The 17,987-nt window shown below is 39.6% G+C and carries 19 protein-coding genes and 2 pseudogenes; 6 read left to right on the top strand and 15 right to left on the bottom strand.

Translation table 11 applies throughout. The features are described from left to right. Positions 1-2: 2 nt before the first annotated feature. From J7E52_RS17090 to J7E52_RS17110, 6 genes and pseudogenes are all read right to left on the bottom strand, one after another. A complete protein-coding gene (locus J7E52_RS17090) occupies positions 3-1,205 on the bottom strand; it encodes a C40 family peptidase (protein WP_214748934.1) in 1,203 nt (400 codons plus the stop codon). A gap of 675 nt (positions 1,206-1,880) precedes the next feature. Then, complete coding sequence (locus J7E52_RS17095) at positions 1,881-2,546, bottom strand: DUF2642 domain-containing protein (protein WP_214748937.1); 666 nt, start codon at positions 2,544-2,546, stop codon at positions 1,881-1,883. A 24-nt stretch (positions 2,547-2,570) separates the two neighbouring features. Beyond that, positions 2,571-3,926 carry an arsenic transporter gene (locus tag J7E52_RS17100; protein WP_214748940.1) on the bottom strand — a complete coding sequence of 452 codons (1,356 nt, stop codon included), beginning with the start codon at positions 3,924-3,926 and terminating at the stop codon, positions 2,571-2,573. A 250-nt stretch (positions 3,927-4,176) separates the two neighbouring features. Then, the gene (locus J7E52_RS27470) at positions 4,177-5,130 is read right to left on the bottom strand and encodes a methyl-accepting chemotaxis protein (RefSeq protein WP_396020293.1); all 954 of its coding nucleotides are present in this window, start codon (positions 5,128-5,130) and stop codon (positions 4,177-4,179) included. After that, positions 5,125-6,258, bottom strand: a pseudogene (locus J7E52_RS27475) (PDC sensor domain-containing protein); the annotation flags it as partial. The gene J7E52_RS27470 and the pseudogene J7E52_RS27475, both read right to left, overlap by 6 nt. A 409-nt stretch (positions 6,259-6,667) precedes the next feature. After that, on the bottom strand, positions 6,668-7,186 hold the full coding sequence (locus J7E52_RS17110; protein WP_214748945.1) for a DJ-1/PfpI family protein: 519 nt from the start codon (positions 7,184-7,186) through the stop codon (positions 6,668-6,670). 136 nt (positions 7,187-7,322) lie between these two features. On the opposite strand from J7E52_RS17110, the gene J7E52_RS17115 reads away from it, so the two are divergent. Next, entirely contained in the window at positions 7,323-7,718 is a 396-nt protein-coding gene (locus J7E52_RS17115) for a winged helix-turn-helix transcriptional regulator (protein WP_214748948.1), read from the top strand. Positions 7,719-8,100: 382 nt separating this feature from the next. Here the strand turns inward: J7E52_RS17115 and J7E52_RS17120 are convergent, their stop codons facing one another. The 5 genes from J7E52_RS17120 to J7E52_RS17140 all read right to left on the bottom strand — a co-directional run bounded on the left by J7E52_RS17120 (position 8,101) and on the right by J7E52_RS17140 (position 11,865). Next, complete coding sequence (locus J7E52_RS17120) at positions 8,101-8,298, bottom strand: hypothetical protein (protein WP_214748951.1); 198 nt, start codon at positions 8,296-8,298, stop codon at positions 8,101-8,103. A gap of 147 nt (positions 8,299-8,445) precedes the next feature. Continuing rightward, positions 8,446-9,696 carry an MFS transporter gene (locus J7E52_RS17125; protein ID WP_214748954.1) on the bottom strand — a complete coding sequence of 417 codons (1,251 nt, stop codon included), beginning with the start codon at positions 9,694-9,696 and terminating at the stop codon, positions 8,446-8,448. 587 nt (positions 9,697-10,283) lie between these two features. Next, entirely contained in the window at positions 10,284-10,784 is a 501-nt protein-coding gene (locus J7E52_RS17130) for an SRPBCC family protein (RefSeq protein WP_214748957.1), read from the bottom strand. Between the two features lie 23 nt (positions 10,785-10,807). After that, positions 10,808-11,320 carry a GNAT family N-acetyltransferase gene (locus J7E52_RS17135; protein ID WP_214748960.1) on the bottom strand — a complete coding sequence of 171 codons (513 nt, stop codon included), beginning with the start codon at positions 11,318-11,320 and terminating at the stop codon, positions 10,808-10,810. A gap of 26 nt (positions 11,321-11,346) precedes the next feature. After that, positions 11,347-11,865, bottom strand: a complete 519-nt coding sequence (locus J7E52_RS17140) for a YfiT family bacillithiol transferase (protein WP_396020288.1) — start codon at positions 11,863-11,865, stop codon at positions 11,347-11,349. Positions 11,866-12,306: 441 nt separating this feature from the next. On the opposite strand from J7E52_RS17140, the gene J7E52_RS17145 reads away from it, so the two are divergent. Next, complete coding sequence (locus J7E52_RS17145) at positions 12,307-12,744, top strand: GNAT family N-acetyltransferase (RefSeq protein ID WP_214748966.1); 438 nt, start codon at positions 12,307-12,309, stop codon at positions 12,742-12,744. Positions 12,745-12,804: 60 nt separating this feature from the next. On the opposite strand, the gene J7E52_RS17150 is transcribed toward J7E52_RS17145, so the two are convergent. After that, positions 12,805-13,089: a transition state genes transcriptional regulator AbrB gene (locus J7E52_RS17150; protein WP_214748969.1), complete on the bottom strand. Its 285-nt coding sequence runs from the start codon at positions 13,087-13,089 to the stop codon at positions 12,805-12,807. 502 nt (positions 13,090-13,591) lie between these two features. Between J7E52_RS17150 and J7E52_RS17155 the strand changes: the two genes are divergently transcribed. From J7E52_RS17155 to J7E52_RS17170, 4 genes are all read left to right on the top strand, one after another. Further along, positions 13,592-14,563 (top strand): DMT family transporter, encoded by a 972-nt coding sequence (locus tag J7E52_RS17155; RefSeq protein ID WP_214748972.1) that lies wholly within the window; start codon positions 13,592-13,594, stop codon positions 14,561-14,563. A 442-nt stretch (positions 14,564-15,005) separates the two neighbouring features. After that, positions 15,006-15,434 (top strand): MarR family winged helix-turn-helix transcriptional regulator, encoded by a 429-nt coding sequence (locus J7E52_RS17160; protein ID WP_214748975.1) that lies wholly within the window; start codon positions 15,006-15,008, stop codon positions 15,432-15,434. Positions 15,435-15,511: 77 nt separating this feature from the next. Continuing rightward, on the top strand, positions 15,512-16,153 hold the full coding sequence (locus J7E52_RS17165; protein ID WP_214748978.1) for a nitroreductase family protein: 642 nt from the start codon (positions 15,512-15,514) through the stop codon (positions 16,151-16,153). 103 nt (positions 16,154-16,256) lie between these two features. After that, positions 16,257-16,550, top strand: coding sequence for a putative quinol monooxygenase (locus J7E52_RS17170; protein WP_214748981.1), 294 nt, complete (start codon positions 16,257-16,259; stop codon positions 16,548-16,550). Positions 16,551-16,951: 401 nt separating this feature from the next. On the opposite strand, the gene J7E52_RS17175 is transcribed toward J7E52_RS17170, so the two are convergent. The 3 genes and pseudogenes from J7E52_RS17175 to J7E52_RS27045 form a co-directional block, all read right to left on the bottom strand. After that, positions 16,952-17,341 (bottom strand): aldehyde dehydrogenase family protein, encoded by a 390-nt coding sequence (locus J7E52_RS17175; protein WP_214748984.1) that lies wholly within the window; start codon positions 17,339-17,341, stop codon positions 16,952-16,954. A 96-nt stretch (positions 17,342-17,437) separates the two neighbouring features. Then, positions 17,438-17,818, bottom strand: coding sequence for a class II fructose-bisphosphate aldolase (locus J7E52_RS17180; RefSeq protein WP_214748986.1), 381 nt, complete (start codon positions 17,816-17,818; stop codon positions 17,438-17,440). 18 nt (positions 17,819-17,836) lie between these two features. Next, positions 17,837-17,971 (bottom strand): annotated as a pseudogene (locus J7E52_RS27045) (ABC transporter ATP-binding protein); the annotation flags it as partial. Positions 17,972-17,987: the final 16 nt, after the last annotated feature.

Here is a 17,987-nt window from a genome sequence, read left to right on the forward strand (position 1 = left end):
TCTTAGTCGATGAGGCTTTCAGCTTGACCGAAGCTTTCGAATTTCTCGGCAAAATAACCTGACGAAAGATTGGAGATATGAACGCCGGTGTTTTCCGTTGTATGGAGAAAACGGCCATCACCTAGATAAATACCTACATGGGTCACACCCAGCCTTGTTCCTGTGTCGCTAAAAAATACTAAATCCCCAGCCTTTGGATTTTCGATTTTGGGTACCAATGAGAAGTAATCCGCTGCGGAATCTCGTTTTACTGAAAGGCCCTGCTCCTTCATGACCCAATAAATGAATCCGCTGCAATCCATTCCGATCATCGGATCTTCTCCCCCGAAAACATAGGTGAATCCGCGTAAAGTATATGCATACTTGATGACATCATATGCTTTATCATATGCAGCCTCCTGGTTTACATAAAACGGATATAACGGGTTGCTGTATAGTTGAAGATACTGCCCTTGCATCAACTCATCCGTACTTAATGCGTTACGACTTTTGATCGTACTCATGGAAATGCTGTAATTCTCTGATATACTATTAAGCGTTTCTCCCGTTTGGACGATATGCTCTCCTTCAGGCGTGTATGTTTTGTACGCCACTTGGTATTTTGCAAAGTAATCTTCTGTAGTGGATCTCACCTGAACCGTTTCTGCACCATATCCAGAATTGACAAATTGGTTTTTGCCGATATAAATACCCGCAGTCACGACTTTTAAGCTGTCTTTTTCCAGAAAGAATATAATATCCCCTGTTTTCGGAGTGGTTGTATCCATCCCTTGCTTATAAAAACCGTCTACTGTCAAACGGTCGACCGGCACATTTTGCTGGGAAAGCACCCAATGGATCAATCCGCTCGAATCAAACCCTTTTTCAGGCGACTCTTCTCCAGCTGTCTTTTTAAACCCTATAAAGGATTTCGCATAGTTTGCAATTTTTTTTCCTCTCTCCGACCATTGATAGATGGAAGGAGTATACGCCGTTTGAATGATCGCCAACCTTTGGCCCGCAAATAACTTATCATCCGGTAAACCATTCGTTTTCATTAATTGATCAGCCGATATATCATATGTCTTTGCAATCGACTCTACCGTTTCGCCAGAGATTACAGTATGTACAGGATCTGCAGCCTCTGCCTTTAAGCCAGGTAAAAAAGTGAAACTGACCATGAAAACCAATATAAGTATCATACCGCTTAATTTTCCCTTAAACATTTTAACCCTTCCTTTATACGCTGAAATATTTTTAAATATACGATGTTCAAGTAATCTTCATCATATGAATCTTTTATCCTATCACCCATCCAAAAAGACGAGCCTTAACTCTCACCTCAACAATATTATCGGAAAAACAAACGAAACATTTAGCCTATTTTTTGCAAAAACCCATAGGTAACTTTCAATAAAACACCTTAAAAACAAATCATTATTCCTATATTATGATTCTTCACCGTCACAGTGTGACTTTACAAGAGATACCCAGGCCATGGAGATAAGTTCTTGATTGGAAATCGAAGAATTCCTGGAGGATTTTATTTTTTGGGGTAAAGTTATGTTAGAGGCACCCCGGTCATCATAGGGTCATGCATATACGGCTTGCCCTATTTATGAAGAGGCTAACGATATAGGGTTGAACATTTTGATAAAAATGACAGAGAAAGCCCAGCAGGCATAGATATGCAACATAGTTTAGAGGGGAAACGTATTTGAGGTTTGGCATAAACAGACCTTGCTGTAACAGGATGTAACTACGTATTAAGCTTGGCAATCTCTAAAAAGTAGCATGAGGAAATACTCGTTTTACATGATATAAAAATATTAATTGACCCATCATCTAGTAAAAGAAAATAAGGGGAAAGCTTAAATGGCCTTCCCCTCGTTTCTATGAATCTATGGCATGTACACCGTTTTAATATGTGCAAGCTTCAAAAACACATGATCCCCATTGGCTGTCGTTAACTCAACCAAGTTGTTTTCCGCCTTTTTAAGCATTCCGATTTTCATCGGGTCCTCTCCCCCATCAAATACCACTAGCTTTCCTGCATTTTTCTTTAATTGGTCTTCCAAAGAACGCAGCATTGGCACATCTGAAGGGTTGACGGGAAAACTCTCTTTACTGAGTGTATAGGGTGTGGCATTTTGATTATACGGAGTGAGCCATTTAAGGTGATGCAGCGATACATACATCATTTTATATACAGGCGAGTAGAACGCAAAGTAATCATTGAAAACATTGGTGATATAACCGTGTAAAGGAATGTGTCCTGCAACATGGATTTCTGAAAAAACCCCTTTTGCGTTCATTAGTGTTTTACGATAGGAAATGGACGCCATGTCTTCCATCATGGGCGACTCCACAGGATTTTTAATCTCGTTATCAATCTCTGTACTCAGATTGAATCTATGGACGTGCAGCATAGGAAAATATAAAAACTGCTGCCCATTGAACAACACTAGAATATCCGTGCTCAGATCAGTTAGAATTCCTTTGAAAGTTTTTTTTCCTGAGATTTGGACATCAATCTGTTTACCCAGTAATGCAAACGCATCACTCATTACTATCTCCTCCTAGGGGGTTATTCAGCTAAAAATCATTTGCACCCAATAAAATAATAAGAGCAGTGTCACCACTGTCGTTATTGGTATGACTATCAGGGATACACTTAAATAATCTTTCCACTTAATTTTCACTTTGTATTGTTTCAGGATATGCATCCAGATAAGTGAGGCAAGAGTTCCGATGGGCAATAACAATGATCCCATGTCACTACCGATTATATTAGCTAGATAGATAGTTTTTAATGTGATTGGATCAAGTCCCATTTCGGTTAAGGTAATGGTGCCTATCATTAATGCTGGATGATTGTTGAAGATGTTTGATAGAATCGAAACCAATCCTCCCATGACAAAGCTCGCATTCATTAACCCTTGGTTTACAATCGGTTCACATATCCGTACGAGCATGGCCGTAAGCCCTACATTATGGAGACCATAAATGATGACATACATGGAGAATGCAAAGATGAGGATATGCCATGGGGTCTTTTTTAAGATATCGACAGGGTTTGTCCGTAAATGATACCACCTCCAAATCAGTAAAGATAAAGAGCCAAGTACAGCAACCCACTCGATTGGAATGGAAAAATAAGAAGCTACAAAGAGTAAACAGCGCACCACAAACACATAGAGCAATACTTTCAACATGAATTTTGTGCGTTGCCTTTTTGTTTCAACCGTCATTTTTCCCTTTAAGGGGTGGAAGTTCTTAGTGAAGAAACTTTCCTCAATGTCGTAAGTTATATTCGGCAGTTTCTTGGGCAATTTTTTCTTGACCACCACGAACATCAACCATGACATGAAGACCAACCCCAAAGTTGCAGGTATAAACATCATGGCAGTATGCATATAAAGCGTCATATGCACAATTTTCAAAGCGATTAAATTAACAATATTACTCACACCAATAGGCGCACTTGAAGCTGTTGCAATCAATGCTCCACTCAAAAGATACGGGATAGCTTCATGCGGTTTTAATCTGAGATTTTTCAAAAGCAAGATCAAGATGGGGGTCGTAATCATGATGCTGCCGTCGTTATTGAATAACAAGGTCATTAAAAAGCACAATAATTGAATGTACCAATACAGACGATACCCCGATCCTCTAGCAAGGATGGCAAGTCTCGCAGCCGCCCAGTGGAAAAAGCCGAAACTTTCCAAGATGACTGCCATGACTATCGTTGCCATGATGGTGATCGATGCGCCCCCGATTTTATTGATGATATCCAAAATATCGCCTTGGGATACTGTGCCAGTCAGTAAAATTATCAATGCACCGATTGAAGCTGGCCATGCTTCATTGATACCTCCTGGCCGCCACAATATAACTATCATTGTCATGACGAACACAAAAATAGTCATTCCTATTTCGAAATGCATGTTGTTCTCCCCTTTTTGGGCCTTGAGCCATTGGACCCTACTTGTCCGATTCCTATATATTATTCTCCTTTGTAAAAAAAGCATGGATACTTGACCAGCTCCTCTAAATTGTACTTTTGTACTTCTAGTGATTTTGTCCACTAAAGAGAGATGCCCGGTTCATAGAAATCAGGGTCAATGGCAATACAACAAAAAAGGGGAAACCACTTAGTGGCCTCCCCTTTTCGCAACGCTTCTGTTTTCCGTTCCTCTAATTCTTTATCTGGAATTCCCCGAGCGTATGCTCCAAATCATTTATTAACTGTGTAAGCTGCTGTGTATATTGAGCTAGTTCATTGGATGAAGCGGCTTGTTCCTCCATCGATGATGCAATTTCTTCTGATGAAGCAGTCGTTTGCTGAGATACGGCGGTGATTTCTTCTATCACTTTAATAACCGTTTCTTTCTGTTGATTGATACTTTCAATGGATCGTGTTTCTTCCTGAATCGAATTGGATATCCTCCAGACGGAATCCTCCAGCTCTTTCATGGCTTCACTTACCGTGATCACGGCATTTTTCTGATCCTTGCTGATTTGATTCGTTTCATTGGTCGTCCTCAGCAATTCCTCTGTATCTGACAGAATGCTTTGGATGATTGCTTGAATGTTTTTTGTAGCTTCTTTTGAATCATCAGCCAATCTCCTTACTTCATTCGCCACGACAGCAAACCCTTTGCCGGACTCACCTGCCCTTGCCGCTTCTATGGATGCATTCAAAGATAATAAATTGGTCTGTTCCGATATTTTCGAAATGGCATTCGTGACATCGGAAATGGTTTTTGATTTTTCCACAAGTTTTAAGCTCATGCTGTTGACTGCAGTAAACGCCGTTTCTAATTTATGATATGACGTTTCCAACCCACTTACCTGCTGTTTCCCTGACTCTATTTTTTCAGAAGCAAGCTCCAATACAGATTGGGTCTCCCTCGATTTTTTCGATAGTTCATCGATTTCCCCGCTAAGAACCTGGATCGTGCCCGCACCATGCTCCACTTGTTCAGATTGATTCGATGCTCCCGCTGCAATCTCTTCTATCGCGCGTGAAACATCTGTAATCGCCGCACTATTTTCAGCAGCTATTTGACTCAAGCCGACATTGGCCTTTGTCACCGATTCCGCATTGCCATTTACCTTGGCAACCAATCTTCTTAATTTCCCCAGCATCGAGTTATAGCTTTTGCTTAAGTCCCCAATCTCATCATTGGATTTAATGGCAAATTCGGACACTAAATCCCCACTAGCTGTCTTTTGTATGATTTTTTGGAAGTCGGCCATGATCTTCGTTAATTTTCCTGCTAGATAAAGAGCACATACCGTCCCGAATAGAAGACCTAAAATACCTGATATCACTACGATTCTATTAATGGCATCCAGCTTTGATTGCAGTATTTTGTCTGGAGTGAGTGCCAACACCTTCCAGTTCACTTCAGGTACCGCACTCAATTCACCTGTATAATCTTCACCATCCAACGTCATGGCTTGATTCGCCTTTACGCCTCCATTATACATGTCGGCCACCCACTTGAACTCTGAATTGAATCGGTCAGCATCCGCCATGAAATCCTCGACTCCTTCTTCCATGCCGCTTTTTTCAGGATTCATATTCTTTCCGTCCATACCCTTCATGAATGAACTCACGATAAAACCTTGTGAATCCAATATAACCAGATTGCTAGAAGAATCTTTTTCGATGGTTGTCCTCATCTTTCCGATTGTCGAAAGGTCGATATCATAACCAAGGGCCCCTGCCATTTTCCCGTCCGATAAAACGGGCGTGACAACGGAAGTCATGATCATCCCTGAAACTCCATCCTTATACACATCCATCCATTTCGTTTCTGGTCTATCGGTCAGCTGCGTATATGTCTTAGTCTCCCTTGCATCTTGCTTGAAATCCATTTGGGGAGAAGCATACAAGGAACCATCCGATCCATCCATATAATAAACAGAAATTAAATCTTCATTGTTCTTTTGAAATGCCTCTATCGTTTTTTGGATATCCTTGATTGAATCACCATTCTTGATTTGATTGGAAACTAGCTGTGATAATTGCTCTAGCGAATTTTCATACGTGGCCATGCTCAAATTGATTTGTGACGCCGCACTTTGGGCCGAGCTTTTGTTGATGGATATACTATCTTCTTTAAAAATGGAGGTCACTTTTACCCCCATTATCGAAACGGATACTACTATAGCGAGAAAAACGGATGTACATATAAATAATAACCATTTTATCCGGAGCGATATCCTTCTCTTCACTTTTTCTTTCTTTTCAATCGATGAACTTCTCATTAATAATTTCCCCTTTTTATTTGACCTGCAAATGCGCCCGCTTACCTGTGTGAAAACAAAGATTCAATCTATGCTCAAAATGGACCCTTCCTTATTTACGATCACTTACTTTATTTTTCCACATAAACATACTATATACCTAATTGAACCTTGTCAATTGCCAATCAAGGATAAATATATAGGTCAAAAGATATAATTTCATATTCAAAAGTACATCCCGTCGTTCCAAATGATGCATAATCAAGCCATTTCTGCTTTGCTTGCATCCCTTCTTTCTGTTCTAAAAACCCGCTAATTATTTCAAGGCCGTTTCGTCATTGGATATGTACAAAAAATCAAAAAACCCTTGGATTGTATAGAATCCAAGGGTTTCACATGGGTAATAATAGGGTTAGCAGTAAAACGAGATTTAGCGTAATGCTGCGGCTAAGCTTTCTCCGAATTCTTTTGCGCCATCCGGACCATCACCTGTGATGATATCATCATGCGCAACGACATGCTGTTTTGCATATTCAACGGAATTGGCTTTCAATTCGTCAATTTGAACATCAACTGGGTAACACGCAGCTTTACGCCCAGAAAGTAAACCCGTTTTCGCTACAGTAACAGAGCCTGCACAAATTCCCGAAACAAGAACTTTTTGCTCATGCGCTTGTTTCAAAAAGCTTTGCAATTCTTGGTTGCCCCATAGATGATCATTCGTACCTGATCCCCCAATTACAGCAACTGCATCATAATCACTGGCTGAAACATCAGAAAAGATCACCTCTGCCAACGCCTTGCCTTGATAATCACCAGTTATTTCACCTGTTATCACACTGGCTATCGTTACTGCCACTCCTGCATTTTCCAAAACTTCTTTCGGCTGAAATAATTCATCTTCATTAAAACGTTCTGGTGGTATAATTAGTAATGCTTTTTTACTCATATATATTGCCTCCTGAATTGAATTGTCTTATGACTACTCAAATTGTAACGCTAGTAATCGGCGCTGTGAAGAATGCACTTTTATGTGCGGAGGTTACCTAAAAGTTACTGGTAAAATTAAAAAGGAGTTAATGTCCATGTCAGAAACATTAAGAGATGAAATCAAAGAAAAGATCTTAAACGGCTATTATAATTGCGAAAAAGAACTTACTTTATCCATATTCAGCGGCAAATGGAAAATCGTCATTCTATGGCATTTAGGGGTAGAAGGCCCACACCGATTCAGTGATCTCCAAAGGCTTTTCCCAAAAATATCCCATAAAATCTTAACGAATCAATTACGTGAACTTATGGAAGACGGCGTCGTCCATCGGGAGGTATATCCCGAGATCCCCCCAAAAGTCGAATATTCCATGACTGACCTTGGAATGACCTTGCTGCCAATCGTAGAAATGATGTATGAGTGGGGAAAAAAAAGAATGAATGAAATTAAACAAGAAATGCATGTCAGTGAAAATGATCCGAACAAATAATGCATTCGTGTTCCGAAAAACAAAGTCAGTTGTACAATTTGAACGTTGATTGGACCAATCAACTGGAATGTTTTTTCAAATAAACTTTAGGCTGGTCTCATCCCGAACTATGTTTAAGTAGTTTATCCTTTATGGATTTTTACTGTTTTATGAAACCTCATTAGATTAAAGAAATTTGCGACACTCCTGCCGAATAACTGGCTAGCCGAGACCCCACAGACGCTTGCTTTGATGAGGCTTGGCAGAAAGTCGGCGGAAAGGGAGCGGATTTCTGAAATCAACTGGAACGTTTTTCAAATAAAAAAACTGTAGACCGACAATAGAATATGTCGGTCTTTTGAATTTGAAGCTGAAAACATCTCAGGAAATTTGATAACTCATTTTACCTTTTATCCGGTTTGGTGAAATGCTGACCAATTGCCCCTATGATTAAAATAATGATCGAAATGAGACTGTAGTCCTTGAAAAAGGTCGTAAATGGAATATCCAGAAATAAAAACGCCATCGTAATCAGTCGTCCTATAAGTAGGATCATTCCGATAACTACCATCCAATTAAATACTTTTCCCAAAAATCCCATCTTTTCTTCTTTTCCTCCTTAGCCAATCCATGATGACTTTCATGGCATTACCATTCTACAATAATAAATACTGAAGGCTGCCAAAAAATCACAACACCGCCCCTTCAGGCTCCAGTCCTTCAGCTTGTCATGTCGTTCTGCACACCATTACTCTGGGGTATCTTTCGAGATTGGTTTTCCGGCTTCGATCAACACTTTGCTGCCCAGTAGGAAAAAACCTTGAATGAACAGCAATAAACCAGTTCCTATAAGCAGCCATTCAATTTTAATGATGTCGGATATCGGTCCGAATACTAGCATTCCCAGCGGCATCATCGAAGTCGAGATCATCCCTAAAACACCAAATACCCTCCCAAGAAGATCACCCTCGACCTTCTCCTGTAACAAGACCATGGACGGCGTATTGAAGATGGGCATCGCCAATCCGACTATCCCCATGATGATCAAGTAAATCCAGAAAACGGGGATGATTCCAAGAGCGAAAGTACAGGCGCCAATTATAAGGCTCGCAAGTGTCATCGTATGGATCTTATTTTTAAAGCCTCCCCAGGAAGCCATGAAAATCCCGCCTAGCATCATACCGATGGCAAAGGTGATTTCTATCGCAGTCAACCGCCAAACATCATTCCCGAAAGAGCGTGTGACCTGAAGCGGTGTAAGAAATGCAACAGGTGCGGCAAGCACGAAGAAAAATGCGAAAAACATAAAGAACTTCTTAAGAAAGTCGTGATTCCTGATATAACTGAAACCTTCTTGCAAATCGGTGAAATAGCTGGTTGTTTGCTTTTGTAATGCCTTTGTATGTGCTTGAATTTTCAAAAATGCCAGCAATGTGAAGATGGCAATTGCAGCTGTAATCACATCAATAAAGAAAATGGTTTCGATTGAAGCCATCGTAAGCAGCGCGCCGCTCACCATGGGGGAAACGAGCATCACTAGCGCTTGAATGCTTCCATTTGTCCCGTTCACCTTCGTAAGCTTATCCTCTGGCACAAGCTGCGGAAGAATGGCCCCGACTGCCGGAGTCTGGATTCCCGTTCCGATCGCCCGGACAGCGGACATGACGAAAAGCAGCCAAAGCTCATCATAGCCGATTAAAAACAAGATGGCCAATATCAGCGTTGAAATGGCAATCAATGAATCCGAAAGAATAATCAGCATCTTCCGATTATAGCGGTCTGCCCATACCCCAGCGATTGGGGAGAGTATAAAGGTAGGCACGAAACCACAAACGATGGATATCGTCATCATGACACCCGACTGTGTATTCAACGTGATATACCACATGATGGCATATTGAACCAAGGACGAACCAAAGAGGGATATGGTCTGACTGCCTAGAAAAAGAGTGATATTCTTTTTCCAATTGTCCTTTACTTGTTCAGTCAATGATTTCATCTCTCAAACACCTCATTCTATTTTCAATATTTTTTCTTAATGCCCTAAAAAAAACACAGGCTATCTGCCTGTGTTTAGAGTAAATGGATCAGAACCTATCTAAAGAAACCTGAGAGGATGATTATTTTCACGATAAAAGTAATCTCCCACTTGCCTTCGGTTTGGTCAATACAATGGAGAATCCACCCTTACACGTATCCAATATGACTTCCCTGGATGCGTATAGTATTTCTCCCCTTAACAATTCTTCTATTTTAAAGTCAACTGGAATAGCGAAAACCTTTAATCACAAAGGTTGCCGCGGCTTCAGCCGGACAGCAAAAAAAAGAGGTTAAAATCGTTCTTTTTTTCACAAAATCGTAAAATGAAGGTTTCCTTAAAAATAGACAGACCATTCCCATTTACCCTGCGGACATGCAGAGCCCTTGAACGTATTCAATTAACGGTTCAAAGATTGGAAACTCAAGTCTGATAAATGTCACAAGGAAAACCTCCATTTCTTAAAAGTTACGGTCATCTTGACATGGCACCAACTGGAATATCAATAAAAAACTTCCTTTATAGCAGAAGCATCACTTCGGTTTTATTTATTCACCTGCATTCCATTCATCAATTCGTTTGACGGCAACCGTATATTCCTTATGCCATTTTTCCCATTCATCCATTGACAAGTCCTGATGATGACCATCAAGTACATCACTCAACATCTCGAGGCAAACATGCCAGCCTGCCAAATCCTTTGAAGTATGATCATTAATTGACGTGATCGATTCTTTCAATACTAATGAGCATCCATCCTTTTCAGGTGATACCTCGAAACGGACCCAGCCGTCCCCCCAATCAAAATCTAAAACGGCAGTTTCCCGGAAGTCCCTGATCTTCATATCAAAAGATTCCCCTGACCCATCATTGAAATTGAATTTTATGGTCCCGCCTTTTCGAAGGTCCTTCATTTCCAGGTTGGACATCCACTTTTCCACCTTATCATTCTCCGTTAAAGCACTCCATACCTTTTCCACCGAATGATTGAGCAGGCGATCGAATCTTGCGATAACCCCATTACCTTCTTTTTCGATTACAGCTTGCACATATATTCCCCCATTGAAATTCGTTACCCAATCTTATTTTTATAATAAAAAATGGTCGGATGGAATTCACCATTTGCAGATTTCGCATAATCAGGAATCCTGCCTGCCTGAATATATCCCAATGAAGTATACAGGGAGTTTGAAGGATCTCCTTCCCTTGTATCCAGGACCAATAATGTCCGTCCCTCCTGCCTGGCCCTCTTCTCTGCCTCTAGCATGAGTGAACGTCCTATTCCATTTCGTCTATAACGATTATGCGTCATTAATTTTGCGATTTCCGCACGATGGCTGCCGTTTCGCTTTGCACATAAATGTAACTGTACGCTCCCGACTATCTCACCCTGTAATTTAGCGACAAACAGAATCACATCAGGATTTAAGGCACTTTCCCAATAATCAATGGCCTCAGACCGTTTCATGGGAGGTAAAAAACCAATGGACGCGCCATCATCCACCACTTGCACCAAAAGTTCGGAAAGTTCACTAAGATGGTCGCGGATTGAAGTTAATCGTTCAATGTTCACTTTTGCATTCACAGAATTCACAACCTTTCAGGATATATTCACCATCCCTGGCGCTTTGATAAAGAAGTAATATGAGCCAGATGATGGCGTCCGTGCCATGCATAAATGCCTATATTTTCACCGACAGTCACCTCTCCTGAATCAGGGTGGATGAATGTTCGGCTCAGGTCTTCTGCATGAAGACCCGTTAAAAGTTTGCCCAAGCGGATATGTACACTTTCGATTAGTGATAGAGATATTTCAATCGGCAAATCATAATCAGGCAGCTCTGCCCATTGCCCCTCCTCGTACGGTTTAATGACCGGACTTTCTTCCGTAAGGGCCAATTTGAAGCGAATAATCGCATTCATATGACTATCCGCAACATGATGCACCACCTGGCGGACCGTCCATCCTCCAGGACGATAAGCCGTATCAAGCTGTTCATCATCCATATTACCTACTGCTTCCCGCAGCATCCGAGGCAAAGCTTCAATCTCCTTAAGCCACCCCTCGGCCACACCACTAGTAATTTCCCCGTCAAACTGAAACTTTCCAATCGGATACCTTAAATCCATCTTCATTCCCCCTGATGTTCGATAAAAATAGCACCTACTATATATTCTTTATCGTTTGGGACAAATCCTTTTTACCGGCTATTCTTGGTTTTGCAATCTTGCTCGAGTATTTGCTCCAATTTGACGAGTATTCGCTTATATATCGTGAGTTTGCTGCTACATTCTATGGGTAATGCTCCTTTCACGAGTAAATCGACTTAATTCACGAGTAAATCGGCTAAACTCACGAGTATTTGCTCCAATCTCACGAGTAAACGCTTATATATCGTGAGTTGCTGCACAACTTGGGTTTAATAACCCTCTTCATGTTGAAAAAAATCAGGATGGTGCCTTTTGGGCTCCATCCTGATTTTTGGCGTTGGAAAATGAGTTCCTGAATTTGTCGGATAGCATAATTAAATGGTAAATTGAGAGTATTCTAACAATTGGGAGGGGCCATTTATGAGCATACAGAAGGCTACATTAGATGAGCTGGAATCACTGACGGAACTTTTTGATTTATACAGAGTGTTTTATGAGCAAGCATCTGATCCTGGTCGCGCAAGGGAGTTTTTAAGAGAAAGGCTGACAAATGGGGAGTCTGAGGTTTTTATGGCCTTTGATGAAGGTAATCCTATTGGTTTTGTACAATTATACCCTTCTTTTTCATCTGTCAGTATGATGCGGTCATGGGTATTGAATGATTTATTCGTGAAAGAGTCCGCCCGCAAAAAGGGATTTGGCGAGGAGTTATTGAACGCGGCCATCACTTTTGCACGGGAAACAGGTGCCAAAGGGGTTTCATTGGAGACAGGAAAGAATAATTTTAAAGCACAGAAGCTTTATGAAAAAATTGGTTTCGTCCGTGAATCGAACCATTTTTATTATTTCACCATTTAATATAAAAAAGTGTAGGGAAAACCTTCCCTACACTTGGATGCTATTTATCTAGCATATTATTTATTTAGCAGTTTCCATGCTGGCTTGAATTTCTTTAATTAGAAGTTCGGCACCTTCAGGGCTAAGTATTAATTTACCGGCAGCAAGTTTCATATTGCTATCGGAAACTTCTCCTGTAACCTGACAAGTCATGTTTGGTTTATATTTTTGAAGGATGATGCGATCTTGTTCTACATAAATCTCCAGAGCGTCTTTCTCATTAATTCCTAATGTTCGGCGTAGTTCAATCGGAATGACTACCCGTCCTAATTCGTCAACTTTACGTACAATACCTGTAGATTTCATTTAATTTACCCCACTAACTTTCTTGCGAATGTTGCATCTATATATTTCGTCACCATTCGACATCATTTGCACTTCTATAAAGATACCACTCCCTACCATATTCGTCAATTCTCGTATCTTCGTATATTATCTGCCTCTATATGATTTTTATATAAAATATTAGTAATTCCTTCATAACACGCGTCATAACAATGTTTCCCGCTTGCTTAATTGGTATATTTTGTTAATTATAAGATTAAAATGAAAACGTCTTCATATACTTCCAACAGTCCTTTTTTTCATTCCATGTCGAATGATGGAGAATGCATTTTACTAGCCTAAAAGAATCCTGTTGATTTTCTTTTGCATTTGAAGGACAATTTAATTTGATCGCTTATAATATTTCGAAAATTCATTCTGCTTTTTTACCTGGTGGTTACTTCTGAAAATCTTTCAGAAAGCAGAAACGATTGCCATACTTCCAGAGTCTTACTGACTCATAAAAAAGATTGAGGTGAGTCAATTGCGTCCGATTATATTAGGTATTTGTTCTGCTTTCTTTTTTGCATTTACGTTTGTTTTAAATCAGGCCATGGAGTTGTCTGGCGGAAGTTGGATATGGAGTGCTTCGCTGCGTTATTTCTTTATGGTGCCTTTTCTGTTGTGTATCGTATTGAGCAGAAAAAACCTGCGTCCCCTTTTACAAGTGATGAGAGAAAAACCAGGTCCTTGGCTGCTTTGGAGTTTTGTCGGTTTTGGGTTATTTTATGCTCCTTTATGCTTTGCATCGGCCTACTCACCTGGCTGGTTAATCGCCGGCACTTGGCAAATCACGATCATTTCGGGTGCATTACTTGCGCCGCTGTTTTTCGAAAAAGTCCAAACGAAAGATGGGCTCGAAAGGCAAAGAGGAAAGGTTTCTGTGAAAGGCCTCCTCATGTCCATGATCATCCTGCTTGGAATCATCCTGATGCAACTGGAACACACCAAGCATATTTCAATGGCCAATCTTTGGCTGGGAGTGATTCCAATCGTCATCGCCTCGTTTGCATACCCTTTGGGAAATCGCAAAATGATGGAAGTATCCGAAGGACGTTTGGATGCTTATCAGCGGGTATTGGGAATGACTTTGGCAAGTCTGCCATTCTGGTTTCTGCTTTCTTTGTACGGTTTCTTTACAGTAGGGGCGCCGACGAAGATGCAGAGTTTCCAATCCCTTTTGGTAGCTCTATTTTCTGGAGTCATCGCCACGGTCCTTTTTTTCAAGGCGACCGATTTGGTAAGCGGAAATATGCAGAAATTAGCTTCCGTTGAAGCTACACAATCGATGGAGGTCCTTTTTGCCCTTGCTGGCGAATTACTATTCCTATCTTTACCGATTCCTTCTCCGTTATCGTGGTTCGGCATCTTTATCGTCATCATAGGAATGATCCTGCATAGCTATGTATCACATAAAAAAGAAGGTCCATCCCGGAAACGGACAGTAAGTGCCTAAATAGCAGTCAAAAAAGCCCCGAAATCTTATCGGGGCTTTTTTGACCGGAAAACAGAAACAAACTACGTTCTATTTTTCCATTCATACAGAAAGGGATGGAGCATTCGCTCCTTCCCTTTCTGTATTATGGCATATAAATCGAAGAATAGTCTTGGTCTACGACTATCAGATGAACTTTTCCACCTCATTTAAGGGCAGTTTTTATAACATGGCGATTATCATACTTATACCTTGGCTAAAAGCTCCAAAGGTTTACTGAGCTTTCTTGAAAAGATTGCCTATTCAAAAAGGAGATAGAGCAACATTTTGGTCTAGATCATATTTAAGCAAAAGTTGCAGTATTAAAATACTTGCTTTATTAGTTAGGGTATAGTATATTAATTGACGCATCAACTATTGAGCTATCAATTATTTTATCTAACGTATGAAAAGAGGGTGTTTCTTGACGAATTCATGGTCTAATGAATCTTTTATTTTATATAAAATGAACTGCCTTAACAAACAGATAAGTTCAAAATTTGAAAGTTGTACGGGCATTAGTCAATCAAGACATGATATCTTATATCAGCTTTATCAAGTTGATGAAATTAGTCAAACAGCACTTCAAAAAGAGGTTAACATTGACGGTGCAGCGATTACCCGGCATTTAAAACAACTTGAAGCGACTGGGATGATTTTAAGACGCAAAGATCCGGAGGATAATCGATTTACTCTTGTCTGTCTTTCAGATCATGGTCGCAAACAAATAATTCTCTACCAAGCTGAAAAGGCTCGTTTTGTCACTTTGATGCTTAAAGATTTTAAAGAAGAAGAACGTCAAGAGTTAGCAGATATGCTGACACGCATTCAAAAAAATATAAGCCAAGTCTAACGCTTGCTTCGTTACAATTTGAAATGAGAATAACTATAAATAAAACTACTAAAGTTAAAAAGAGGAGACTATCAACTATGACTACTACAGTACAATTAACAAATGATTTCAAAGAAATTGTCACAGGACGCCGCTCCATAAAAAATTACGACAAATCCGTAAAAATCAGTAGGGAAGAAATGGAGGAAATACTTACCTTAGCGACACTTGCTCCTTCTTCAGTTAATATGCAACCCTGGCGCTTCCTTGTAATTGATAGTCCTGAGGGAAAAGCAACACTTGCACCTCTTGCTCGCTTTAACCAAAATCAAGTCGAAACATCGTCCGCAGTAATTGCCGTATTTGGTGATATGAACAATTTTGATAACGCCGAAGAAATCTACGGTAAAGCTGTAGATTTAGGGCTTATGCCTTTAGAAGTAAAAGAAAACATATTAGCCTCATTTGCTGGATATTTCAAAAAAATCACTAGTGAAGAGATGAAAGAGGTCGTTCTAGTTGATGGTGGTCTTGTATCCATGCAACTAATGCTTGCGGCTCGTGCTTATGGCTATGATACAAATCCAATCGGTGGCTATGAAAAAGACCAGATTGCAGAAGCTTTTGGATTAGATAAAGATCGATACGTACCAGTTATGCTAATTTCAATCGGTAAAGCAGCAGATAATGGCCATCAATCAGTTCGTCTTCCAATTGATAAAGTCGCACAATGGAAGTAATGTAATAAAGAATCCATTCATTATATTTCAACCGAGTTATGTTATTTTCACTTTAATTATATATTAAGTTTATTATGCTTAACAAAAGAGAGGATGACGTGTAATGATTATCATTCATGCCGTATTCAATATTAATCCAGCAAAACAAGATGCATTTCTAGAGGAGATTCAACCGCTAATCGCAGCTTCAAGAGCGGAAAGTGGAAATGTTTCTTACAATCTTCACAAAGCTACAGAAAAAGACAATGAGTTTACAATGGTTGAAGTATGGCAAGATCATCAAGCGGTTACAAGCCATAATTCAAGTGAGCACTTCACCTCGTTTGTTGGTAAAGCTAAAGAATTCCTCTCTTCACCTTTAGATGTTAACGCATTTGAAGGACAACCATTAAAATAATGAGGTAAAATGTATGGGACTTCCTATATCCCATCTTATAAAACAAAGAGTTGCTGCTTCGGTAAAACAAGCTGCAACTCTTGTTTATTTCTATTCCATTTTCTCGAACATCACCCGCTTATTTGGCGTACATAATCAGTGTGACAATTTCTATCGAAAGAGGAATGCAAATAGTTCCTTTTATTTATCGAATTTCAGTTTTTCCAAAGCATCTGCCAATGCTGTATTAATCGGTTCTTCTTTATTTTGCTTCTTCATGAAATTGGAGATTTTTTGTTTTGTTAATTATTTCGATGTTCATGCGAATTCCAAAAGGAGGGCTGAAAGTGTATAGCTTCATTCACCCAGGATGGGTATCATCCACAATGAAGCGAAATATCTAGGGATGGCCGGCTAATTTTTTAACGAGTTTCTTCTATTAACTTTTCTGTTTCTTTAGCAAGTTTTTCTGAAAATTCATTTTCGATATCGCTATGAACGTAAATCCGTTGAACAGAAATACAAACTTGTCCAGCATTTGCAAAACTCTTACCTGCGCATAATTTGGCTGCTTTATCTAGATCAGCGTCAGAATGAATGATAACGGCTGATTTGGATTCCAATTCAAGTGAGACTTTTCGAAGACCGATCTGATTTTTTATGTGAAGACCTACAGAAGGACTGCCTGTAAACGTATATAGATTAATTCTTGGATCTTTAATTAAGCAATCACCGATAACAGAACCAGGACCAGAAATAAGATTAAGGTAACCTACTTGCAGTCCCACTTTTAATATTATTAACAAGTACATATTGTTTTACTTGAATTTTAGATCAATTAATTTGTCCCAAAGATGACTGTTATTTTAATAGAGTAAAATTCAATTAAAACTCATAATAACCTATTTTTATAACATCACGATCTTATTGTTTTTAATGAATTCCTCTTTTCTATTTGCGCTTCCAAATAATCTAATTTTTTCTTGAACTTTTGCTTGCATAACTGTTTGTCCCTGTCCTAATGAAATAGCAAGACGATATCCTTCAGGATCTTTTTGTAATATTTCTAACATCCCTTGCGTGAATGATTGTCGTAATTCTGTATCTACGTTAATTTTTGCAATACCTAATGAAATTGCTTTTTCAATTTGTTCATTTGGTACGTCAGAGCCACCATGAAGAACGATTGGTCTTTTAACTGTTTGAGTAATTTCTTTTAATCGCTCAAAAGCTAATTTAGGAGGATTTTTATAGATTCCATGAGCTGTACCTTCCGAATCCTGGTGCATGATCAGTTCCAGCTAAATCATCGCTAGTCCTAATCTTTGTTTCATACCTAATGAAAAATTTCTCGTTTTTTTCTTTCCTTTATGTTGCAGCCCTACAAGTGCTAACGTTTTTTCAATGCATTCTTTTACGGGAATGCCTCTTTGCACTCGATGGAACTGAACCCCAAAA

The organism is Bacillus sp. ISL-34, assembly GCF_018613325.1.
In the GTDB taxonomy this organism is placed as follows: Bacteria; Bacillota; Bacilli; order Bacillales; family DSM-1321; genus Peribacillus.

What these genes read in the sequence shown, in the direction of transcription:
- J7E52_RS17120 (WP_214748951.1), bottom strand. Translation starts at nt 8,298, where the DNA reads ATGGGATTTTTGGGAAAAGTATTTAATTGGATGGTAGTTATCGGAATG.
- J7E52_RS17125 (WP_214748954.1), bottom strand. Translation starts at nt 9,696, where the DNA reads ATGAAATCATTGACTGAACAAGTAAAGGACAATTGGAAAAAGAATATC.
- J7E52_RS17175 (WP_214748984.1), bottom strand. Translation starts at nt 17,341, where the DNA reads ATGTACTTGTTAATAATATTAAAAGTGGGACTGCAAGTAGGTTACCTT.
- J7E52_RS17115 (WP_214748948.1), top strand. Translation starts at nt 7,323, where the DNA reads ATGTCAGAAACATTAAGAGATGAAATCAAAGAAAAGATCTTAAACGGC.
- J7E52_RS17110 (WP_214748945.1), bottom strand. Translation starts at nt 7,186, where the DNA reads ATGAGTAAAAAAGCATTACTAATTATACCACCAGAACGTTTTAATGAA.
- J7E52_RS27470 (WP_396020293.1), bottom strand. Translation starts at nt 5,130, where the DNA reads ATGCTGGGGAAATTAAGAAGATTGGTTGCCAAGGTAAATGGCAATGCG.
- J7E52_RS17165 (WP_214748978.1), top strand. Translation starts at nt 15,512, where the DNA reads ATGACTACTACAGTACAATTAACAAATGATTTCAAAGAAATTGTCACA.
- J7E52_RS17145 (WP_214748966.1), top strand. Translation starts at nt 12,307, where the DNA reads ATGAGCATACAGAAGGCTACATTAGATGAGCTGGAATCACTGACGGAA.
- J7E52_RS17095 (WP_214748937.1), bottom strand. Translation starts at nt 2,546, where the DNA reads ATGAGTGATGCGTTTGCATTACTGGGTAAACAGATTGATGTCCAAATC.
- J7E52_RS17180 (WP_214748986.1), bottom strand. Translation starts at nt 17,818, where the DNA reads ATGCACCAGGATTCGGAAGGTACAGCTCATGGAATCTATAAAAATCCT.
- J7E52_RS17150 (WP_214748969.1), bottom strand. Translation starts at nt 13,089, where the DNA reads ATGAAATCTACAGGTATTGTACGTAAAGTTGACGAATTAGGACGGGTA.
- J7E52_RS17170 (WP_214748981.1), top strand. Translation starts at nt 16,257, where the DNA reads ATGATTATCATTCATGCCGTATTCAATATTAATCCAGCAAAACAAGAT.
- J7E52_RS17090 (WP_214748934.1), bottom strand. Translation starts at nt 1,205, where the DNA reads ATGTTTAAGGGAAAATTAAGCGGTATGATACTTATATTGGTTTTCATG.
- J7E52_RS17100 (WP_214748940.1), bottom strand. Translation starts at nt 3,926, where the DNA reads ATGCATTTCGAAATAGGAATGACTATTTTTGTGTTCGTCATGACAATG.
- J7E52_RS17140 (WP_396020288.1), bottom strand. Translation starts at nt 11,865, where the DNA reads ATGGATTTAAGGTATCCGATTGGAAAGTTTCAGTTTGACGGGGAAATT.